We start from the raw sequence: 19,063 nt of genomic DNA on the forward strand, positions 1-19,063 counted from the left end.
TTCTGACGGCGGGTCAGTCTGGAATCCAAAGGCATATCCGAGTGATAGCCTTTGTTTCTGCGAGAGGGATGCCCCACCACTCCCGAAGTCGCAACAGTTGACGAACCGTCCCGCGTGTCGCCCCTTGGCGCCCGCGCTCGGTCCGCCTTCCCGTCCCGTGGCCCGTCGAGTCGCAGCAGGATCGAATTCCCCCGACCGCCGGCCCGAACAATCGTCTCCGATCCATTGGGCGAAGTCGCGCACCACCCGACCTCGCCTTGGCCCTCGCATGCCCAAAAGCAGGAATTGATGCCCGCCCAACCCATTGTCGAACTCATACGTTTCGCCCGCCGGAACTCTCCCTTCTACGCCGATCTCTACGCGGGACTGCCCGACCCGGTCGCGCGGTTGACCGATCTGCCGGTCGTCCCCCAGACCGAGTTCTGGCAGGCCAACACGCCCCGCGACAACCGGCTGCTGACCGGGCCGCTGGACGAGGCGGTCGTCTTCAAGAGCGGCGGCACCACGGGCTCGCCGAAGTTCTCGTTCTACAGCAGGGAGGAGTGGAGGGAGTTCACCACCTCGTTCGGCGCCGGACTGGTCGACGCCGGCCTGCGTGCCGGGCATCGGGTCGCCGATCTCTTCTACGCGGGCGACCTGTACGCCAGTTACACCTTCATCCTCGACTCGCTGCACCGCTCGCCCGTTGCCAACGTCCGGCTGCCGATCGGCGGGGCGGCGCCCCTGGAGTCGACCGTCCGGACCCTGGAGCAGTTCGAGGTCGAGGTGGTGGCCGGCACGCCGACGACGCTGTGCGCGCTGGCCGACCACCTGCTCGCCTCCGGCCGCGAACTCCCCCACGTGGAACTGCTGTTGTTCGGCGGCGAGGGCCTCTACCAGGACCAGCAGCCGCTGCTGACCAAGGTGTTCCCCAACGCCCGTGTCTCCTCGATCGGTTACGCCGCCGTCGATGCCGGACTGCTCGGTCGGCCGGTGCCGGGCCCGGACACCCGGGTGCACCGGGTGTTCGCCCCCGAGACGGTGGTGGAGATCCTCGACGACCACACCGGCGAGCCGATCACCACTGAGGGCGTGGCAGGCCGGGTCGTGGTCACCGACCTGCGGCGTCGGCTGATGCCCGTGCTGCGCTACCCCGTCGGGGACCGCGCGGAGTGGACCGACGCCGCCGCCGGGCGGTTCCGCATCCTCGGCCGGGCCCAGGAGGGCGTGCGGGTGGGACCGGTATCGCTGTACACCCAGGACGTGCTCGACCTCGTCCGGACCGCCGACCCGGCCGGCCGGGTGATCGGCGTGCAGCTCGTGGTGCGCCGCTGGGACGGCCGGGACGGCCTCGCCCTGCGGCTGGCCTGCGACGGCAACCCCGCTGGCCTCCCCGAGCTGGCCGAGGCCGTCACGACCGGGATCCACACGGCACGGCCGCTGTACCCGGAGGCGGTCGCCGCAGGCCACGTCCACCCGCTGTCGGTCAGCTGGGTGCGCCCGCACGAACTCGCCGTCAACACCCGGACCGGCAAGCTGGTCCGCGTCCTCGACGAACGGCCGCACTCGTGACGGCCGTCGAGGCGGCCACCCGCCGCCTGCCGCTCGTGCTGCGCAACCGGCGCTTCGCCGCCGTCTGGGTCGCGCAGGTCCTCACCCAGGCCGCCGGGCGGATGTTCCAGGTCGGCGCGGTGTGGTGGCTGGTGGGCTACGCCGCCGGCGCGGACCGCGGCCTCGCCTCCGGCGCCTTCCTCGCCGTCAGCACCCTGCCCGCGGTCGCCCTGGCGCCGCTGGTGGCCTCGCTCATCGCCCGGCTCCCGCACCGCACGGTGCTGGGCGCCTCGGCCGCTGCCGCCGGTCTGGTCACCCTCGGCACGGCGGGTTGGACGTACGCCGCGACGCCGCCGATGGCCGTCGTGTACGGTGCGGCGCTGCTGCTGGCGGGCTGCCAGGCGGTGTTCGACCCCTGCCTGACCACCTCCGTGCCGGAACTGGTCGAGGACGCCGACATCGAGGCCGCGACCGGCTTCGAACTGGCCACCCAGTCGCTGGCCGGCCTCGCCGGGGGGCTGCTGGGCCCGCTGGTGGTCGACGGCGCGGGCCTGCCCGGCATCGTCGCCGGGTGCGCCGGCGCCTACCTGCTGGCGGCCGCCCTGATCGGCGCCACCCACTTCCCGACGGCTCCGGACGCCCCCGCCACCGACGCACCGGCCACCGACGCACCGGCCACTGCCCGCCCGTCGGCCGATGGTCGGACCGCCGACCTCCCGTCGGCCACCACCCGCCGGCCGCTGCGCCGTATCCTGTCCGAACTGCCGTTCATCCGCCGCGTGCTGCTCTGCTTCACCGCGGCCAACGTGTTCACCACGGCGGTGTTCGTGGTGATGCCGCTGTACACCCGGACGGTGCTGCACGCGGACGGCTCGACCGTCGCCGCCCTGGAGGCGGCCCTCGGTGCCGGCACGCTGGTCGGTTCCTTCACCGGCAGTCTCCTCCCGGGCGCGCCGACCGCGGTCGGCGCCGGCTGCCTGGGTCTGATGGCCGTAGCGCTCGCGCTGCCCGGCCTGGCCGCTGGACAGGCCCCGGCCGTCGGGGCGATGGCCGTCGCCGGCTGGTGCGTGGGCGTGATCGGCGTGCGTTTCGTGGCGCTGTTCCAACGCTTGGTACCGGCCGAGGACCGGCCGGGCTTCTTCGCGGTCATGCAGGCGCTGCTCGGGGCCACCTTCCCGCTGTCGTCGCTGGTGTTCGGCCTGCTCGGCGACCACCTCTCGCCGCGGACGCTGTGCCTGGTGCAGGGCCTCGGAGTGCTGCCGGTCGCCGCCGCGCTGTGGTGGACCGGCCGACCCAGCAGCGTGACAGCCCCGCAGGAGGACCCGGCACCGGACGCCGCAGGACCGGTCGCAGAACCGGCCCCGGCACCGATCGGAGGCACCCGGTGACGGTGACGCTCGCCCCCGCGGCGCCGCAGGACGTCGCCCAGCTGCGACAGCTCTACTTCGACGTCTACGGCCACGGCTACCCGGTCGCGCTCGGCAGCGACCCCGCCGAGATGCGCCGCCTGATCGACGACCCGCAGACCCACTGGCTGACCGCACGCCACGAGGGCGCCGGCCGCCTGGCCGGCTCCGTGGCGGTGCAGACCGACCCCGGCGGCGGGATCGGCAAGCTGGTCGGCCTGGCGGTCCACCCGGAGCAGCGGGGCGGCGGCCTGGCCGGACGGCTGACCGCCGCGGTCTGCGCGGACGCCTTCGCCACCGGCACGCTGGACTCGGTCTACGCCACCGTCCGCGTGGTCACCCCCGGCCCGCAGCAGGTCTTCGCCCGCAACGGCTTCCAGGCCCTCGGCCTGATGCCGAACGCCGTCGAGGTCGCCGGCTGCGAGAGCCTCGCGCTGTTCGCCCGGCACGCCGACGGTGTCCTGGCCCGGCGGGAGAGCGTCGACGTGGTGCCCGCGGCCCTCGTCACGCTGCTGGAAGCGGCCCGGCGGAGCACCGGCGTCGACTACGGCCGCCCCCGCCCGACGGACCTTCCCGCCCCGACCGTCGGGCAGACCGCACCGGTGACCGCACCGATGGAGCTGGTCAGCGCGCCCGGCTTCGTCCGTCGCCGCTTCCTGGAGCTGTTCCCCGACCCGGGCGAGCGGTTCTTCCCGCTCCACCTGCCCAACGCCGTGCTCACCCCGCCGGACGGCGCGTTCGAGGCGTATGCCGACCTGGACCGGGCCGCGGCGAGCTGCTCGCTGATCGCGGTGCACCCGTCCCCGGCGGCCGTCACCGGGGCGCTGGAGCCGCTGATGGCGGCCGTCAGCCGTGCGGGCGCCGACTACGTCGAGACGCTGCTGCCGCTGGCCGACACCGCCGGGCTGCACGCCTTCCTGGCCGCCGGATTCATCCCGAGCGCCGTCTACCCGGCGATGCGCCGGATCGGCGACCGGTTCCACGACTACGTGGTGCTGTCCCGAACCAGCCGTCAGATCGACTTCCGGGCCGCGGCCGTCAGCGGTCCGCTCCAGCCGTACCTGCAGGCCTACCTGACCGCCTGGACGTCGACCTACCTACCCCTTTCCGAGGTTGCCCCGTGAACACCCATCTCGCGCCGGTGCGGGTCCCCGACCCCGCCGCGCTCCCGCACGTCCAGCAGCTCTGCGACCTGACCGCCCCGTACGCGGCCGGGCCGGAGACCGACGCCCTGTTCGCCGCCGCGATGGCCGAGACCAACGCGTGGCACGCGCAGCGCTCGCCGTTCCTCCGCTCGCTGCTGGACGGCCCGGCGGAAACCCCGGCGCCGACCGTCGGCGCGGGGATCCGCACGCCCCTGGTGCACGCCAACTTCTTCAAGCGGCACGAGGTGCTCTCCATCCCGCGGGAGGAGGTGTTCCTCCACCTCACCTCCTCCGGCACCACCGGCCAGAAGTCGCAGATGTTCTTCGACAGCTGGACGATCCGCTCCGCCCAGCGCATGGTGGCCCGCATCTTCGACCACTACGGCTGGATCACGCCCGACCAGCCCGTCAACTACCTGCTGTACAGCTACGAGCCCGCCCCGCAGCTGAAGCTGGGCACCTCCTTCACCGACAACTACCTCTGCGACTTCGCCCCGGCGAACCACACCACCCACGCGCTGCGGCACACCGGCAGCGGCCACGAGTTCGACGTCCACGGCTGCATCGAGGCCCTGCGGCGCTACGCCGAGGACGGGCTGCCGGTCCGGATCCTGGGCTTCCCCGCGTTCCTGCACTTCACCCTGGAGCGGATGCGCGCGCTCGGCCTGCCGCCGCTGCAGCTGCCGGCCGGCTCGCTGGTCCTCCTCGGCGGCGGCTGGAAGGGGCACACCGACCGGCAGATCGGGAAGGAGCAGTTCTACGCCGAGGTCACGGAGCGGCTGGGCGTCCCCTCGGACCGCATCCGCGACACCTTCGGCTCGGTCGAGCACTGCGTGCCGTACATCGAGTGCGGGCACCACCGCCTGCACGTACCGGTCTGGTCGCGGGCTGCGGTCCGCGACACCCGCACCCTGGAGCCGCTGCCCTACGGCGGACGCGGCTTCCTCCACCTGGTCTCCCCGTACATCACCTCGGTGCCGGCGCAGAGCGTCGTCATGGGCGACCTCGCCTCGCTGCACCCCCCGCAGGAATGCCCCTGCCCGCTGCCCACCCCGTGGTTCACCGTCCACGGCCGCGCCGGGGTCAGCCGGAACCGCAACTGCGCGGCGGCCGCCGCCGAACTCCTGAAGGGAATGTCGTGACCACCGCACCCCACTTCTGGCAGGGCTCGTTCATCGACGACGACGAGGCCGCCCGCCGGCTCGCCGGGCTGCCCGCCCTCGTCGCCGATGCCCTGGCCGAACCCCTCTCCACCGAAGTGGTGCTGAACGCCTGTCAGCTCGTCTCCGACGCCCTCCGCGCGCCGGACGGCCCGGTCCGCAGCCGGCTGCTCGCCGAGCTCACCGGTGCCGGCACGGACCCGGCCGAGGCGACGGCGACGCTCGCCGAGATCTCCGAAGCGATCGCCCGCCCGGCCCTGGAACGCAAGCTCCGCCGCGAACTCGGCGGACTGCACCCCGAGCGGCTGACCCGGCCCGACGCCCGCGAGACCACCTTCGAGGCGTGGGCGCCGGTCGGGCTCCTGGTCCACATCGCCCCCGGCAACGCCGCCGCGGTCGCCCCGCTGAGCGCGGTCGAAGGCCTGCTCACCGGAAACCTCAACGTGCTGAAGACCAGCAGCGCCGACACGCTTCTCGCCCAGCACCTGCTCGCCGAGCTGGCCGCCGCCGACCCGACCGGTGCCCTGGCCCGCAGGGTCGTCGCGCTCCGCTTCCCCTCCGCCCGCACCGAGTGGCTGCGGCTGATGTGCGAGCCCGCCGACGCGGTGGCGGTCTGGGGCGGGGAGGACGCCGTCCGCTCGGTCGCCGGGCTGGTCCCGGCCGGCTGCCGGCTGGTGGAGTGGGGGCACCGGATCTCCTTCGCCTACCTGACCCGCGACGCCTGGTCGGAACGTCCGACGCTGGAGGCACTCGCCGCCGATGTCTGCCGCTTCGAACAGCAGGCCTGCTCCAGCCCCCAGGTGATCTATCTCGACACCGAGGACGACGGCGAGGTCTTCGCCTTCGCCGAGCGCTTCGCGGCCCACCTCGCCGACGCCTCCGCAGGGCTGCCCCGGCCCGAGCTCGACCAGGCCGAGCACGCCGAGATCACCACCACCGAACTCATCGCCCGGCTGGAGGAACACCTCGGTCTCACCCGGGTGCTGGCCGCCGCGGACGGTTCCTGGCGCGTCCTCGCCGACACCCGCCCCGCCCTGGCCGCCTCACCGCTCCACCGCAGCGTCTGGGTCAAGCCGCTGCCGCGCGCCCGTGTCATGACCGTGCTGCGGCCGATGCGCCGGTACCTGCAGACCGCGGCCGTCGGCGGCAGCCGCGCCGACGTCGCCCGGCTGTCGCAGGCCGTGCTCGCCGCGGGCGTGCTGCGGGTAACCCCGGTCGGCGGAATGCTCGACAGCTACCACGGCGAACCCCACGACGGCGTGTACGCGCTCCAGCGCTACAGCCGTCGCATCAGCGTCCGGACCGACCGGGCCTTCGCCACCACCGCCTGCCTGGACGACCTGGCGGGCCCGGCCGCCGTCCCCACCGCGCCGAGCGGTCCGCTGCTGGACAAGGCGGGGGTGCAGGAGCAGCTGCGCGCCCTCGCGCCCGAGCACGCCCACCTCCACTTCCGCAGCGGCGGCAGCACCGGCGCCCCGGCCCTGTCCGTGTTCACCAACGCCGACTACGACACCCAGATGCGGGCCTGCGCCGACGGCCTGCTCGCCGCCGGGTTCGACCCCGCCCGCGACCGCGCCGCCAACCTGTTCTACTGCGGCGGCATGTACGGGAGCTTCATCAGCTTCTTCTCGATCCTGGAACGCCTCAACGCCACCCAGCTCCCGATTGCCGCCGGTCCCGACCACGCCGCCACGGCCGAGGCGCTGGTGACGTACCGGGCGGATGCCGTGTTCGGCATGCCGTCGTACCTCTGGCAGCTCTTCCACGACCAGAGCACCGCGCTACGCGCGTACGGCGGGATCCGCAAGGTGTTCTACGGCGGCGAGCACTTCACCGCCGAGCAACGCCGGGTCCTCACCGAGGAGTTCGGCATCGAGCTGATCCGTTCGGCGGCGTACGGCAGCACCGACCTGGGGCCGCTCGGCTACCAGTGCACCCACGCCGAGGGCTCGGTCCACCACGTCCTGACCGGCCTGCACACCCTGGAGATCCTCGCTCCGGACGCCGACCGTCCGGTGCCCGCCGGACAGCCGGGCCGTCTGGTCTTCACCAGCCGCACCCGGGCCGGGCAGCGCCTGGAGCGTTACCAGATCGGCGACCTCGGCCGCGCCGTCGAGGGCGTCTGCCCCTGCGGCAGCCACGCCCCCCGCATCGAACTCCTCGGCCGGTACGGGGACGTCGTCCGGGTCGGCACCTACTTCCTCAACGTCCGGCGCTTCATCGCGGTGGCCGAGGAGGAGCTGGGCTACCGGGGCGAGCTGCAACTGCTCCTGTCCCCCGGCGACGGCCGGGAGCAGGTCACCGTCCGCCTCGACGAGCGGTACGCCCCCGACCCCGCGGCCGCCGCGGCCGTCTTCCCCGCCGCCATCCCCGAACTCGCCTCCGCCGTGGCCGAGGACCTGCTCGCCTTCACGGTCGAGACCGCCGACTCCGCCGCCTTCGACCGGACGCCCACCAGCGGCAAGCTCCGAACGGTGGTCGACCGCCGGCCGATCGCCACGTGAGCTGACCCCCGCCGTGGGGGGGGGGGGGGGGGGGCCCGCCCGCCCCCCCCCCCCCCCCCACCGCCCCCCCCGCCCCCCGCACCCCCCCCACCCCCGCCCGCCCCAGAGCCGGGCCCCCTCCCGGCCGCGCACGGCCCGGCCCGCACCCGCGGCTCCCACCGGCTCCGGAAGGGCCTGATCGACCGCCTTCGGTCGACTCGATCAGCTGCGGGTCGCGCCCACGGGGTCGCACCCCGTGTCGCCCCCGATTGACCGGCCCACGGGCCGGAGGCGGGGTAGCTTGCCCCAAAGCCGTCCGTGCGCCCGGGCTCCTGCCCGGTCGACGCCGGTCGGCGCCCTGGGTGTCGCAAGGAGAGTGAGCCCCGCATGTCGAACCTGCTCGACCGCCATCGCGCGGTCATGCCGAAGTGGGTGTCGCTCTACTACGACGACCCGATCGAGATCGTGAGCGGCAAGGGGCGCCGCGTCACCGACTCCGACGGGCGCAGCTACCTCGACTTCTTCGGCGGCATCCTCACCAACATGCTCGGGTACGACGTGCCCGAGGTGCGGGAGGCCGTCGAGCGGCAGCTGCGCACCGGGGTCGTGCACACCTCGACGCTGTACCTCCTCCGCGCCCAGGTGGAGTTGGCCGAGAAGATCGCGGGGCTGTCGGGCATCCCGAACGCCAAGGTCTTCTTCACCAACTCCGGCACCGAGGCCAACGAGACGGCGCTGCTGCTCGCGACCAATGCCCGCCGGTCCGACCAGGTGCTCGCCCTGCGCAACAGCTACCACGGACGCTCGTACGCGGCCACGGCCGTCACGGGCAACCGGAGCTGGAAGAACTCCTCGCTCTCGCCCGTCAACGTCCACTACCTGCACGGCACCGACCGCGCACGCTTCCCGCACCTGTCGGACGAGGACTTCCTGGCGTTCTGCACGGACGATCTGCAGCACGTCCTCGACACGGCCACCGCCACCGACGTCGCCTGCCTGATCGTGGAGCCCGTCCAGGGCGTCGGAGGCTTCACCGCCGCACCGGACGGACTCCTTACGAGATACCGGGAGATCCTGGACCGGCACGGGATCCTGCTGGTCTCGGACGAGGTGCAGACGGGCTGGGGCCGTACCGGAGAGCACTTCTGGGGCATCCAGGCCCACGGCGTGACACCCCACATCATGACCTTCGCGAAGGGGCTGGGGAACGGGTTGGCGATCGGCGGCGTCGTCGCGGAGGGCTCGCTGATGGACGCGCTCCCGGCCAACGGCATCTCCACTTTCGGTGGCAACCCGATCGCCACGGCCGCCGCCGGCGCCACCCTCGACTACCTCCTCGCCCACGACCTCCAGGCCAACGCCCACCGGCTCGGCCGCCTGCTGACGGACGGTCTGCGGACCGCGGCGGAAGGGATCCCGATCGCGCGGGACGTCCGGGGCAAGGGTCTGATGTTCGCCGTCGACCTGATCGACCCCGGCACGGGAGCGCCGAGCGCCCCGCTGGCCGCCCGGGTGCTGGAGCACGCGAAGGCGCGGGGCCTGCTCATCGGCAAGGGCGGCCTCCACGGCCACGCCCTACGGATGGCGCCCCCGCTCACGCTGACCGAGGACGAGGCACGGGAAGGACTGGGCATCCTCGTCGACTCGCTGCTTGCTGCCTGCTGACACCACGCGCCGGCGCCACTGGCCCTTCCGGACCGGGCTTGCCACACACTCAACCCCGGGGAAGCCCAGGGCCCGGGCTCAGCGGCTGCCGGCGGGCCCCACCGGGCCGCTCCTCTGCTACGATCCGCCGCCGGACCAGTGGATCAAGGAGAGCGCGCGGTGGAGCAGGAGCGGGTGGAACTGGCGTACGCGCCGACGGCCGAGGACTTCCGCGAGGCACTCGCCGCCCAGGCCCGGCACACCACCCTGGGGCGGCTGTCCCGGCTGCTGGTGTGGGCGCCGGCCGCCGTCGCCGCGCTCGGCTGCGCGCTGAAGGCGGCGAGCGGCGGGGCGGGTGCCGCGGACGCGGTGCCGGTCGCCGCGCTGGCGGCGCTGGCCCTGGCCGCGCCGCACTACCAGGTGTTCGCCGCGCGGCGGCGCGCGGTGCGGCGCGGCGGCGCGTACCGCGCGGTGGTGGACGGTGCCGGGGTGAGCGTCACCGACGCGCGCGGCACCCGCGTGCTGCCCTGGGCGCGGGTGCCGCGCTCCCTGGAGACGGAGTACCAGTTCGTGTTGCTGAACCGCAGCGGCAACTGCTTCCTGACGCTGCCCAAGCGCGGCACCTCCTCCCCCGAGGCGCTGCGCGCCCTGATCGCCCGGCACACCGCGCCCGTCGTCCCGCAGTCGGGCGGCGGGACGGGCACGGAGGCGGGCGCGGCTGTGGAGCAGCGGGGGTAGCGCCACGGTGCGCCGGGCGTCGCGGGAGCTGGTGCACTTGGGCCGGACCGGGCAGGGCTGGCACTGGCTCTTGTCGAGACCGCCCGCGCCACCATCGACACCATCACCGACCTCCACCCCCACCTCGAAGACGGCATCGGCATCTCAGGCCCAGCCGCCCGACGTGCCATCCGTGCCGCCGCAACCGCACCACAGTTCACCGGCACGGTCATCACAGAGCGCGAAGGCGAAAGTTCCTGGCCAACCCCCTCCTGGCCGTCTACGACAACCCGAACGCGATGCTGATGTGCGTCTACAACCGCGAGCGGGCTCTGTGCCACCGCGATGAGGCATGGAACACGCATGAGGTGTGCCTGCGGCGGTCTACGTGTCTCCTTCGGCGGTGAGGCGCTGAAGTAGGTCGAGCAGGGTTGCGCGGTCCGCGTCGGGCAAGGCCGAGAAGCAGGCGGCTAGCACCTTGTCCGCAACCGTGTGGCCGGCCGCCAGGACCTGCTCGCCGATGGGCGTGAGATGGTGCTCGATGCGCCGGCCGTGTCCCGGTCGGCGTTCGACGAGGGCCTGGGCTGTGAGGCGGCCGGCGAGTGTTCCGAAGGCTTGCTCGGTCTGAAATGTCGCTGCGGCCAGCTCGCGGGCTGATGCCCCGGGTGAGCGGCTGATCGCTCGCAGCGCGTCCCACTGGGCCAGCGTCGTGCCGATGGCGGAGAGCGCGCTGTCGAGGGCCCGGTGCTGTCGATACTGGGCTTGTTTGACCGCTCTGCCGAGTTCTTGCAGCTCACTGTGCATGGAGCCAGTTTACGCCACAACCAAGCTTCCTTATTTAAGGATGTTTAGTTACTCTGAAGGCATGCCCACCGACGCATCAGCCCCGTACGCCGACCTGTCCCTCACGCTGGACGAGGCCGGAGCCGGCAGGCCGGTCCTCATCCTGCACGGCGGCGGAGGTCGCGCCACAGTCGCCGGCCTCGCCCAACACCTCTCCCGCATCGCGCACACCATCACGCCCGTGCACCCCGGCTGGGACGGCACCCACCGCCCCGCATGGCTCACCGGCATCGCCGACCTCGCCCTCGCCTACCTCCACCACCTGCGCGAACGCGGACTGCGCGACGTTCTCGTCGTTGGCTCCTCGCTCGGCGGCTGGATAGCCGCCGAGATGGCCGTCCGCGACAGCGCGGGAATGATCACAGGCCTTGTCCTGATCGATGCCGTCGGCGTGCAGGTCGATACGGAACCGATCACTGACTTCTTCGCCCTTGACGCCCGCGGCGTCGCGGAGCACTCCTGGCACGACCCGGACCGGTACTACCTCGACCCAGCCGACGTCCCAGCCGAAGAACTCGCGCGCAGGCAAACCAACATGGCCACCATGCGCATCCTCGCCGGCGATCCCTACATGCATGACCCCGAGCTGCTGCGTCGGCTCGGACATGTCCAGACGCCCACCCTCCTGCTCTGGGGCAGGAGCGACCGCATCGTCACCCCCGCCTACGGCGCGGCGTACGCCGATGCCTTCGGCAACGGCCGACTCGAGGTCATCCCCGAGGCGGGCCACCTTCCGCAGATCGAACAGCCCGAAGCCACCTCCGCTCTGATCGACGCCCACCTGCGCCAGACGAGCAACCCGTCCTACCAACAGTGAGTAACCGTCGGCGGCCAGTTACCGCACCGCCAACTGGCCGCCAGGGGGGACCGACGTCATCCGCGAGCGAGGCACGCCATGACCACCCCCGACATCCGCGTGAGCGGCCGGACCGTCGAGATCAAACGGCTCGATCAGGTGGCGGACCGACCCGGCACCCGCGGAGGCTTCCGTGGTGATGATGCCGCCATAGCTGTGGGCGACCACAACAGCGGGTTCATCGCTGTCCAGCCGCACCTGCCGCACCGCCGCGACGTCCTCGGACAGCCCCGGACCGCCGCGGCCCCCGGGAAGGCCCGCCTCGCCGCAGCTCGGCAGCGTCGGCGCCACGCTCTGCACCCCTCGCTCCCGCAGCAATCCGGCAGTGCGATGCCACCACCACGACCCCGTCCCGCACGCACGCCCCATGCACGAACACGACCCGCATCGGGGCTCTATTCGGACGAACAAGCGCTGCTGACTGAAATGAACGAAGCCACGCATCGCTGCCTCCACGTTCCGCCTCGGCCGCCTTTCGACCAACGCAGGTGTAGCCGCTGTTGCAACGACGAGCCGAAGGACATTCACGGCATCGCGGTGCGAGCCGTCTCTTGTGGTCCTCGGCCGTAGGGCCGGGCCATCCGTTGACGGACTGCCCGCTCCGACAGCCAGGGGACGACACCCGTGTACTCACTTGCGGGGGACCTGGTCCGTTGTCCTCCCGAGTCGGCACCAAAGCGCCGAGGGCCATGCCGGTGTCCCGTAGGTCCTCGGGGCAAGGTCCGCACGAGAGGCGCTGCTCTGCCGCACGGAGGTGACGGCCTCAGGGCGCGACCGGCTCCGGCCGGTGGGCGTGGTCGATGTTGTCCTCGACCCACGAGCGGAGTGCGTTGATCGGGATCGCGGCGCTCTGGCCGAGCGGGGTGAGGGAGTACTCGACGTGCAGGGGGACGGCGGGGTAGACGGTGCGGTCGAGGATGCCGAAGTCCTCCAGGCGACGCAGGGTCTGGGTCAGCACCTTGGGGCTGACGCCCTGGAGCTTGCGCTGGAGTTCGCCGAAGCGCTGGGGGCCGTCTTCGAGGGCGCCGATGGCGAGGGCGGACCACTTGTTGGCGAGCAGGTCGAGCAGGGCTCGGCAGGGGCACTGGGCGGCGTAGACGTCGTGGTGCGAGTGCTGGCCGCTGGGGCAGGTGGTCGTCATGCTCACCAGGTTACTTCCCGATGGGAAGTACTAGGCCTTGAAGGTAACTATACCCACAGGGATAGCGTCGTCGACGTCGAGGGAGGGCCGCCAACGGCCCTCCGCAGAGTGCCCTTTCAGGAGATGACGCATGTCCGCAGACACGATGCGCGCGGTGGTTCAGGACGGTTTCGGCGGCCCGGAGGTGCTGCGGGTCGAGCGGGTGCCGCGCCCGGTGCCGCTTCCGACCGAGGTGCTGGTGCGGGTGCACGCGGCCGGGATCAACCCGGTGGACTGGAAGACCCGCGGCGGGACCGGCATGGCGGGCCTGCTGGGGGAGCCGCCGTTCACCCTCGGCTGGGACGTGTCCGGCGTGGTGGAGGAGGTCGGCTTCGGTGTGACCACGCTGAAGGCCGGCGACGAGGTGTACGGCATGCCGTGGTTCCCGCGCGTCGCCAACGCCTACGCCGAGTACGTGACCGCCCCGGCCCGCCAGTGGGCCCGCAAGCCGGCCACCATCGACCACGTGCACGCCGCCGCCGTGCCGCTGGCGGCGCTGACCGCCTGGCAGGCCGTCGTCGACACCGCCCACGTCACCGCTGGCCAGCGCGTCCTGATCACCGCCGCCGCCGGCGGGGTCGGCCACTTCGCCGTCCAGTTCGCCCGCCACCTGGGCGCCCACGTGATCGCCACCGCCAGCGCCGCCCGCCACCCCTGGCTCAAGGAACTCGGCGCCAACGAGAGCGTCGACTACACCGCTACCCGGTTCGAGGACGCCGTCAAGGACGTCGATGTCGTCATCGACCTGGTGGGCGACGCCCACGACAGCACCAGCACCCGCTCGCTGAAGGTGCTGCGCCCGGGCGGCCTGCTGGTCGCGATTCCGGCCGGTGTCTCACCGGAGCTGGCGCAGGCCGCCGAGGCCGCCGGAGTGCGAGTCACCCCGTTCCTGGTCGAGCCGGACGGTGCCGCGCTGACGGCGATCGCCGGGCTGATCGACGCCGGCGAGGTCGCCGTCGAGGTGGAGGAGACCTTCCCGCTGGAGCAGGCCGGCGCGGCCCACGCCCGCGGCGAGGCCGGCCGCACCCGCGGCAAGCTCGTCCTGACTGTCACCAACTGAACCACTCTCACGTGGAGTTCGGAGCAGCAGCATGTACTACGAGATTCGCCGCTACCAGGCCCAGCCCGGACGTCGCGAGGAGTGGGTGCGCTACATGGAGGACGTGGTCATCCCGTTCCAGGCCTCGCTGGGCATGGACGTGACCGCCTCCTTCGTCGACGCCCAGGACGAGGACGGCTACGTGTGGATCCGCCGGTTCGAGGACGAGGCCCAGAGCGAGGCGCTGTACGAGGCGGTCTACCAGCACGACCGCTGGAAGAACGAGATCGGCCCGGTGGTCTACGGCCTGCTGATCCCCGAGAAGTCCGTCGTCACCCGCGTCACCCCCACGCCCGCCTCGCCGCTGCGGTGACCCGGCTGCGGCCCCCGCACCCGTCACTCGCCCGGTACAGCGACACAGGAGACTGTTCATGACCACTGACGTGCTTCAGAAGTCGGGCCCCACCGCCTCGATCACCCAGGCAGCCGCCGGCGCACTCATCGCGGCGGTGCACACCGCCGCCGCGCGGATCGGCTTCACGGCGGCCGTCGCCGTCACCGACCAGGGCGGGCATCTGATGGCCTTCGACCGCGCCGACGGCGCGCCTTTTCTCACGGCCGAGGTCGCGCTCGACAAGGCCTGGACCGCGGCCTCCTTCCACACCCCGACCCATGTCTGGAACGACTACGTGGCCGATCCGCGTGTCGCGCCGCTGGCCGGCCACCCGCGTCTGATGGCGGTCGGCGGTGGCTACCCGATCATCGATAGGGGCAGGTGTGTCGGGGGCCTTGGAATCTCCGGCGGCAGCTACGAGCAGGACCAGCAGGCCGCCGAGGAGGCGCTGATCGCCCTCGGGTTCGAGCTGCCTACGTGCTGACTGCTCATCGGAGACCGTAGCCGGGGATGAGGCCGCCTCCGGTGACCGTGCCGGTCAGCCGGAGGCGGCCACCTGGGCAATGAGGGTGGGCCCGCGTCTCCCCGCGCGACTGCCACCACCCGTCCAGGAGAACAGACCATGGCCGACAAGGACGTTGAGCAGACCGACGAGCGGGGTTACATCCCGGGGCCCTGGGGGGCGGGACTCGGGACGTGGGGGTGTCGCACTGTACTCGTCCGACCGTTCACCGCTGTCGATCGCGGCGTCCGGTCGGGGCTGTTCCGGTCTCCGAGTCCGGTTCCGATGGGCGGCGCTGGGCTCCGGCCACCCACCAGCCAACCAGGACGATGAACACTCCCACGCCGATCCTGATCAGCACGCTCAGCGCGGACTCGTGCGAGTGGTGCGCCACCCATTCCCAGATCAGGTAGGCGAGGACGGCGGCGAGGAGCACGACGACGCCCGCGAGACGCCGTCCCACCCTGCGGGCTCCCTTGGCCGGCGACTGTGACGCGGGATCTTTCGAGGGCTTCCCGGTGCTCGCCGAGGGCTTCCCATCGGGCCTCGACGGTGGTGGCGGCGCGGACCTGACCAGCAGGGCCGATGCGGAGGCCCCGGCCAGTAGCAGGAGGGCTCCGGCGAGCGTGAACACGGCGGGCAGGCCGGGCACGAAGAGGGCGCAGGCGATGAGCACCCCGCCGGCGGCGATGGCGAGTTCCACCGTGTTGGTACCGAACCGGCTCCGGCGGGTGAGGAAGGTGACCATCCCCCAGACGGTGAGGGTGTAGCCGCGGAAGGCCGCGAGGACCGTGCCGAGCAGCTTGATCCTGTGAAGGTCGAACGCCGAGTTGGGCTCCGGTGCGGTCGCGGTGTTGACGGCGACCGATGCTGCCTGGGAGACCGTGCGGGCGAAGGTGTCGCTGCCCGCGTCCCCGGCGATCAGCTCCTCACCGATCTGATAGGTCTCCTCCCACAGGTCCCACAGGGCCTGGGTCGGGAGAACGCCCCCGACAGCGTCCTTCTTCCGCGTGTTGTAGAGATTCAGCCAGCCGCTTTCGCCGCGGGTACGGTCCCTGCTCGGCTCACCGTTGATCGAGACGGCCAGCGCATCGAGGTCCTCCCTGAGGATGTCGGTCTGAGCCGCCTGGGTGATCACCTCGATGCACGCCTGCAGCCCGGCCGGGTCGACCGCGGCCTCAGGCTGTCCGGTCCGGTTCGAGTCCCGCGTCCAGCGCCTCCACCTCGGTGTGTTCAGGTGGACGACGGTGACGATGCTTTCCAGGAATGTCCTGCACTGCGCCTCACGTTCCTCCCACTTGGCCTCCAGCCAACTGCGATCGTCGCCGTCCGACCTGGTGTACAGGGCGCACTCGCGGACGGCGTCGAGCAGTTCGGCCACGCGTTCGGGCGAGGTGGCCCCGCTGTCCGCCGTGACCACGGCGCACTGCCTGAGCTGGTCGGACGAGAGCAGCATCCGCACGATGTGCTCCGCACCGTCCATCCGCCCGCGCAGCCAGTCGTTGACCCTCCAGGACGGACGGTAGAACGCACCGAAGTGGTGAAGTTGCCTGCCCGTCAGCAGATGCGGATCCTTGGCCGAGAACTGGACCAGCTCCACCTCCTGCTCGACGGCCTGGCTGGCGCCGGAGAAGGAGAGCTGTACGACGTCGAGCCGGAGCATCCGCCGCAGCACCTCGTGCTCGGACGGAAGCCCGCGCCACGGCACCCGCGCCGCTCCTGCCGGCCGCCTCGCCGGGCCGAACAGGTAGTCGTGGAGGGCTCTGAGCCGTTCGCTCGCCTGGCGATCGGATTCGGCCGGCCACTGAATCCGGGCTACCGCAGCGATGTCCGAAGCGCAGGCGCACAGTGCCCCCGCCATCGCACGAGCCCGTTCGTACTGCCACTGGCGGTCTTCGTGGCGCATCCATCCCTCGAGGGTCTCGTCGAGCCATTTCTCCAGCTCGTCCATGTTCGTCGCCGTCCCCGATCCGGGCTTCGCCTTGCGGCTCGGCATCTTCGACGCGGGCGCGCCGGCCCAGTAGTCGTCGAGCCTGCGCCGCTCCCGGCGGATGTCCTCCAGTGCGAAGGTCAGCCTGTGACGGGCAGCGATGACCGCCCGGCGTTGATCGGTGTTCATCGGCGCCAGCAGCACCGCCCGCCTCAGCACGTCGACGGCAATGTCCGCCAGCCGCTCGACGGTGGTCACGCCCCAGTCCCACTCGCTGCCCGTCCGGTTCAGGGCCCGGTCCAAGGGGCCGGCGGGGATGAACGAGGCGGCCTGGCCGCGGCTCCGCCACAGCAGCCTCCGCAGCACGTCGGCCAGCTCGCTCCGGCTCCACCTGTCCCACTGCGCCGGCTGCCCCGCGGCGATGAGTCCTGCGATGATCCGGGCGGCAAGGTCGATGCGCACCTCGATGTATCCGCTCCAGGCCCGCTTCGACAGGTCCCCGGTGGCGCCCGCCATGGCTGCCCCGAGACGGTCCCTGACCCGCCGTCGAAGGCGCACCGCCTCGTTGTTGTCACGGATTTCGGCGAGTTCACGCGACACCGAGTCGGTCGACCGCAGCCGGGTGAACACGCCGAGCACGGCATCCCGGGCCTGCGGGCGGTTCTCCTTGCCCGGCAGGGTCGTCGTCTCGCCCGGGTCGGGCACGACGTAGGCGAGCACGCGACGGACCTGGATTTCCGCGGGCTGCCGGTACACCGCCTCCAACGCCGGGCGGATGGGCTTGTTGAGCAGCACACCGCCGTCGAGGACGTACTGCGACTGGCGGAAGTTGGCACCGCCGGCGGATGACGGCCACGGTCCGTCCCCGGCCGTGGTCGATGCGTCCACATCGACCCAGTGCGGCTCGAACGCCCCGGGGAACGAGGAGGTGCACCGGGCCGCGCTCGCCAGCTTCTCCACGACACCGTCGACACCGTCGACGGCCAGGTCTCCGAGGGCGGGTCTGCCGGCGACGGGCTTGGCGAACCTGAAGGTCGCGTCGTGGTCCACTTCGGTGATCCCCACCCCCAGGTCGTCGGTGAACGACGTCGTCCGGCCCTCCCACAGGGTGCCGGTGAGAATGAGTTCGACCGGGTGGCCGTCACTGTCCGCGGCTCCCTGATCGGCGGGCGTGGGGGGCTTGGCGTCGAGGATCCTGCCAAGGGCCTGCTCGAGTTTCGGGAGGAAGTAACCCTCCCCCTGGAGGAGGGACGGCGGGTCCTTGTCGAGTGGACTGCGCAGCAGCCTCTCCAGGCTGCCGTGATCGCGCCACAGGTCCCGCAGGCCACGGAGGTCCCGATTGCGTGCGAGACCGAGGGCCAGGAAAGCGCCATTGATCCCGCCCGCCGACGTCCCGGCGATGACGTCCACTCGCGCATCGGCCTGCACCAATCCGAGCAACGGCTCGTAGACCGACTGCTGCCAGCGGCGCGCCATCGCCAGGTGGTGCAGCTCCAGCGTCACACCACTCATCCAGACGGCAAGGCTCACACCGCCGTTCAGCACGACGGCGAGGCGGATTTCCTGGTCGAAGGCATCTCCTTCCGCGGAATTCCCGGAATTTGGACATTCATCCACTGTATCCACCGCAACGTCTCCATCGGCTTCCCGCGCCCTGCGCACCGGACCTGGCGTAAGCAGTCTGATCCACGGTCGGCAAGGTCCGCAAAATGTCAACAAGATCGTTGGCGAATCAACAGGTTCGCCGCAGCCTGAGCGCACAGCCCCGCACGGTGTCACGCATGTCACGCATTCGGCTCTCCCCGGTAGCGCCATGCCCCGGACGATGATGAACTCGGCTTGTTCGATGCCGCTGGGAGCGCAGCGGTGAGCGCGGCGTGAGCACCTTCGGAAAAGGCGTGAGCGCATTCGGAAAATCCGGGCAGGGAGGAACGGCGACCTGCCGCCCCGGTCGGCGGCGATAGCCGCGGCAACCTCGTCCGTCAACGTCGCACTGACCTTCCCCGCGCGGGAGCCGTCACGATGAACGCACCGCGACGGAGGCCGCAGGCCCCCACCTCGACTGCACGCAACTCGCCAGCTGCGCAGAGAAGTTGCAACTCCGCTGTCGTCGGATCAGGAGAGCGCGGAGGGCCGCAGGCGGCCGGCCCGGCCGAAGCCCGGTGCCGCGTGTCGCTGTTTCGAGGCCGGCGGCGAGGACACGGGCCTCAACCCCATCCCCCGGCCTTCCACGG

The 19,063-nt window shown here is 71.9% G+C and carries 15 protein-coding genes; 11 read left to right on the forward strand and 4 right to left on the reverse strand.

The window, feature by feature from the left end; all coding sequences use genetic code 11:
* The first annotated feature begins 288 nt into the window (after positions 1 to 288).
* The 7 genes from ACFV1W_RS22435 to ACFV1W_RS22465 all read left to right on the forward strand — a co-directional run bounded on the left by ACFV1W_RS22435 (position 289) and on the right by ACFV1W_RS22465 (position 10,106).
* Entirely contained in the window at positions 289 to 1,551 is a 1,263-nt protein-coding gene (locus ACFV1W_RS22435; RefSeq protein WP_380418982.1) for a phenylacetate--CoA ligase family protein, read from the forward strand.
* Positions 1,548 to 2,918: an MFS transporter gene (locus tag ACFV1W_RS22440; RefSeq protein ID WP_380418983.1), complete on the forward strand. Its 1,371-nt coding sequence runs from the start codon at positions 1,548 to 1,550 to the stop codon at positions 2,916 to 2,918. Before ACFV1W_RS22435 ends, ACFV1W_RS22440 begins: the two co-directional genes overlap by 4 nt.
* Positions 2,915 to 4,060 carry a GNAT family N-acetyltransferase gene (locus ACFV1W_RS22445; RefSeq protein WP_380418984.1) on the forward strand — a complete coding sequence of 382 codons (1,146 nt, stop codon included), beginning with the start codon at positions 2,915 to 2,917 and terminating at the stop codon, positions 4,058 to 4,060. Before ACFV1W_RS22440 ends, ACFV1W_RS22445 begins: the two co-directional genes overlap by 4 nt.
* On the forward strand, positions 4,057 to 5,223 hold the full coding sequence (locus tag ACFV1W_RS22450; protein ID WP_380418985.1) for an acyl-protein synthase: 1,167 nt from the start codon (positions 4,057 to 4,059) through the stop codon (positions 5,221 to 5,223). Before ACFV1W_RS22445 ends, ACFV1W_RS22450 begins: the two co-directional genes overlap by 4 nt.
* Positions 5,220 to 7,745, forward strand: coding sequence for an acyl-CoA reductase (locus ACFV1W_RS22455; protein WP_380418986.1), 2,526 nt, complete (start codon positions 5,220 to 5,222; stop codon positions 7,743 to 7,745). Before ACFV1W_RS22450 ends, ACFV1W_RS22455 begins: the two co-directional genes overlap by 4 nt.
* A 366-nt stretch (positions 7,746 to 8,111) precedes the next feature.
* A complete protein-coding gene (locus tag ACFV1W_RS22460) occupies positions 8,112 to 9,389 on the forward strand; it encodes an aspartate aminotransferase family protein (RefSeq protein ID WP_380418987.1) in 1,278 nt (425 codons plus the stop codon).
* A gap of 159 nt (positions 9,390 to 9,548) precedes the next feature.
* The gene (locus ACFV1W_RS22465) at positions 9,549 to 10,106 is read left to right on the forward strand and encodes a hypothetical protein (protein WP_380418988.1); all 558 of its coding nucleotides are present in this window, start codon (positions 9,549 to 9,551) and stop codon (positions 10,104 to 10,106) included.
* A 363-nt stretch (positions 10,107 to 10,469) separates the two neighbouring features.
* Here ACFV1W_RS22465 and ACFV1W_RS22470 read toward each other — a convergent pair whose 3' ends face one another.
* On the reverse strand, positions 10,470 to 10,889 hold the full coding sequence (locus ACFV1W_RS22470) for a MarR family winged helix-turn-helix transcriptional regulator (RefSeq protein ID WP_380418989.1): 420 nt from the start codon (positions 10,887 to 10,889) through the stop codon (positions 10,470 to 10,472).
* Positions 10,890 to 10,950: 61 nt separating this feature from the next.
* On the opposite strand from ACFV1W_RS22470, the gene ACFV1W_RS22475 reads away from it, so the two are divergent.
* Entirely contained in the window at positions 10,951 to 11,745 is a 795-nt protein-coding gene (locus tag ACFV1W_RS22475) for an alpha/beta fold hydrolase (protein WP_380418990.1), read from the forward strand.
* Between the two features lie 18 nt (positions 11,746 to 11,763).
* Here the strand turns inward: ACFV1W_RS22475 and ACFV1W_RS22480 are convergent, their stop codons facing one another.
* Positions 11,764 to 12,075, reverse strand: a complete 312-nt coding sequence (locus ACFV1W_RS22480) for an alpha/beta hydrolase (RefSeq protein WP_380418991.1) — start codon at positions 12,073 to 12,075, stop codon at positions 11,764 to 11,766.
* 472 nt (positions 12,076 to 12,547) lie between these two features.
* Positions 12,548 to 12,925 (reverse strand): winged helix-turn-helix transcriptional regulator, encoded by a 378-nt coding sequence (locus ACFV1W_RS22485; protein ID WP_380418992.1) that lies wholly within the window; start codon positions 12,923 to 12,925, stop codon positions 12,548 to 12,550.
* Positions 12,926 to 13,055: 130 nt separating this feature from the next.
* On the opposite strand from ACFV1W_RS22485, the gene ACFV1W_RS22490 reads away from it, so the two are divergent.
* From ACFV1W_RS22490 to ACFV1W_RS22500, 3 genes are read left to right on the forward strand one after another with little or no spacing between them, the layout of a single operon-like run.
* Positions 13,056 to 14,024, forward strand: a complete 969-nt coding sequence (locus ACFV1W_RS22490) for an NADP-dependent oxidoreductase (protein WP_380418993.1) — start codon at positions 13,056 to 13,058, stop codon at positions 14,022 to 14,024.
* Between the two features lie 31 nt (positions 14,025 to 14,055).
* On the forward strand, positions 14,056 to 14,376 hold the full coding sequence (locus ACFV1W_RS22495) for an NIPSNAP family protein (protein ID WP_380418994.1): 321 nt from the start codon (positions 14,056 to 14,058) through the stop codon (positions 14,374 to 14,376).
* A 58-nt stretch (positions 14,377 to 14,434) separates the two neighbouring features.
* Positions 14,435 to 14,881, forward strand: a complete 447-nt coding sequence (locus tag ACFV1W_RS22500; protein WP_380418995.1) for a heme-binding protein — start codon at positions 14,435 to 14,437, stop codon at positions 14,879 to 14,881.
* A 244-nt stretch (positions 14,882 to 15,125) separates the two neighbouring features.
* On the opposite strand, the gene ACFV1W_RS22505 is transcribed toward ACFV1W_RS22500, so the two are convergent.
* Positions 15,126 to 18,491: a patatin-like protein gene (locus ACFV1W_RS22505; RefSeq protein WP_380418996.1), complete on the reverse strand. Its 3,366-nt coding sequence runs from the start codon at positions 18,489 to 18,491 to the stop codon at positions 15,126 to 15,128.
* Positions 18,492 to 19,063: the final 572 nt, after the last annotated feature.

Source organism: Kitasatospora sp. NPDC059648, from assembly GCF_042734825.1.
Taxonomy (GTDB): Bacteria; Actinomycetota; Actinomycetes; order Streptomycetales; family Streptomycetaceae; genus Kitasatospora.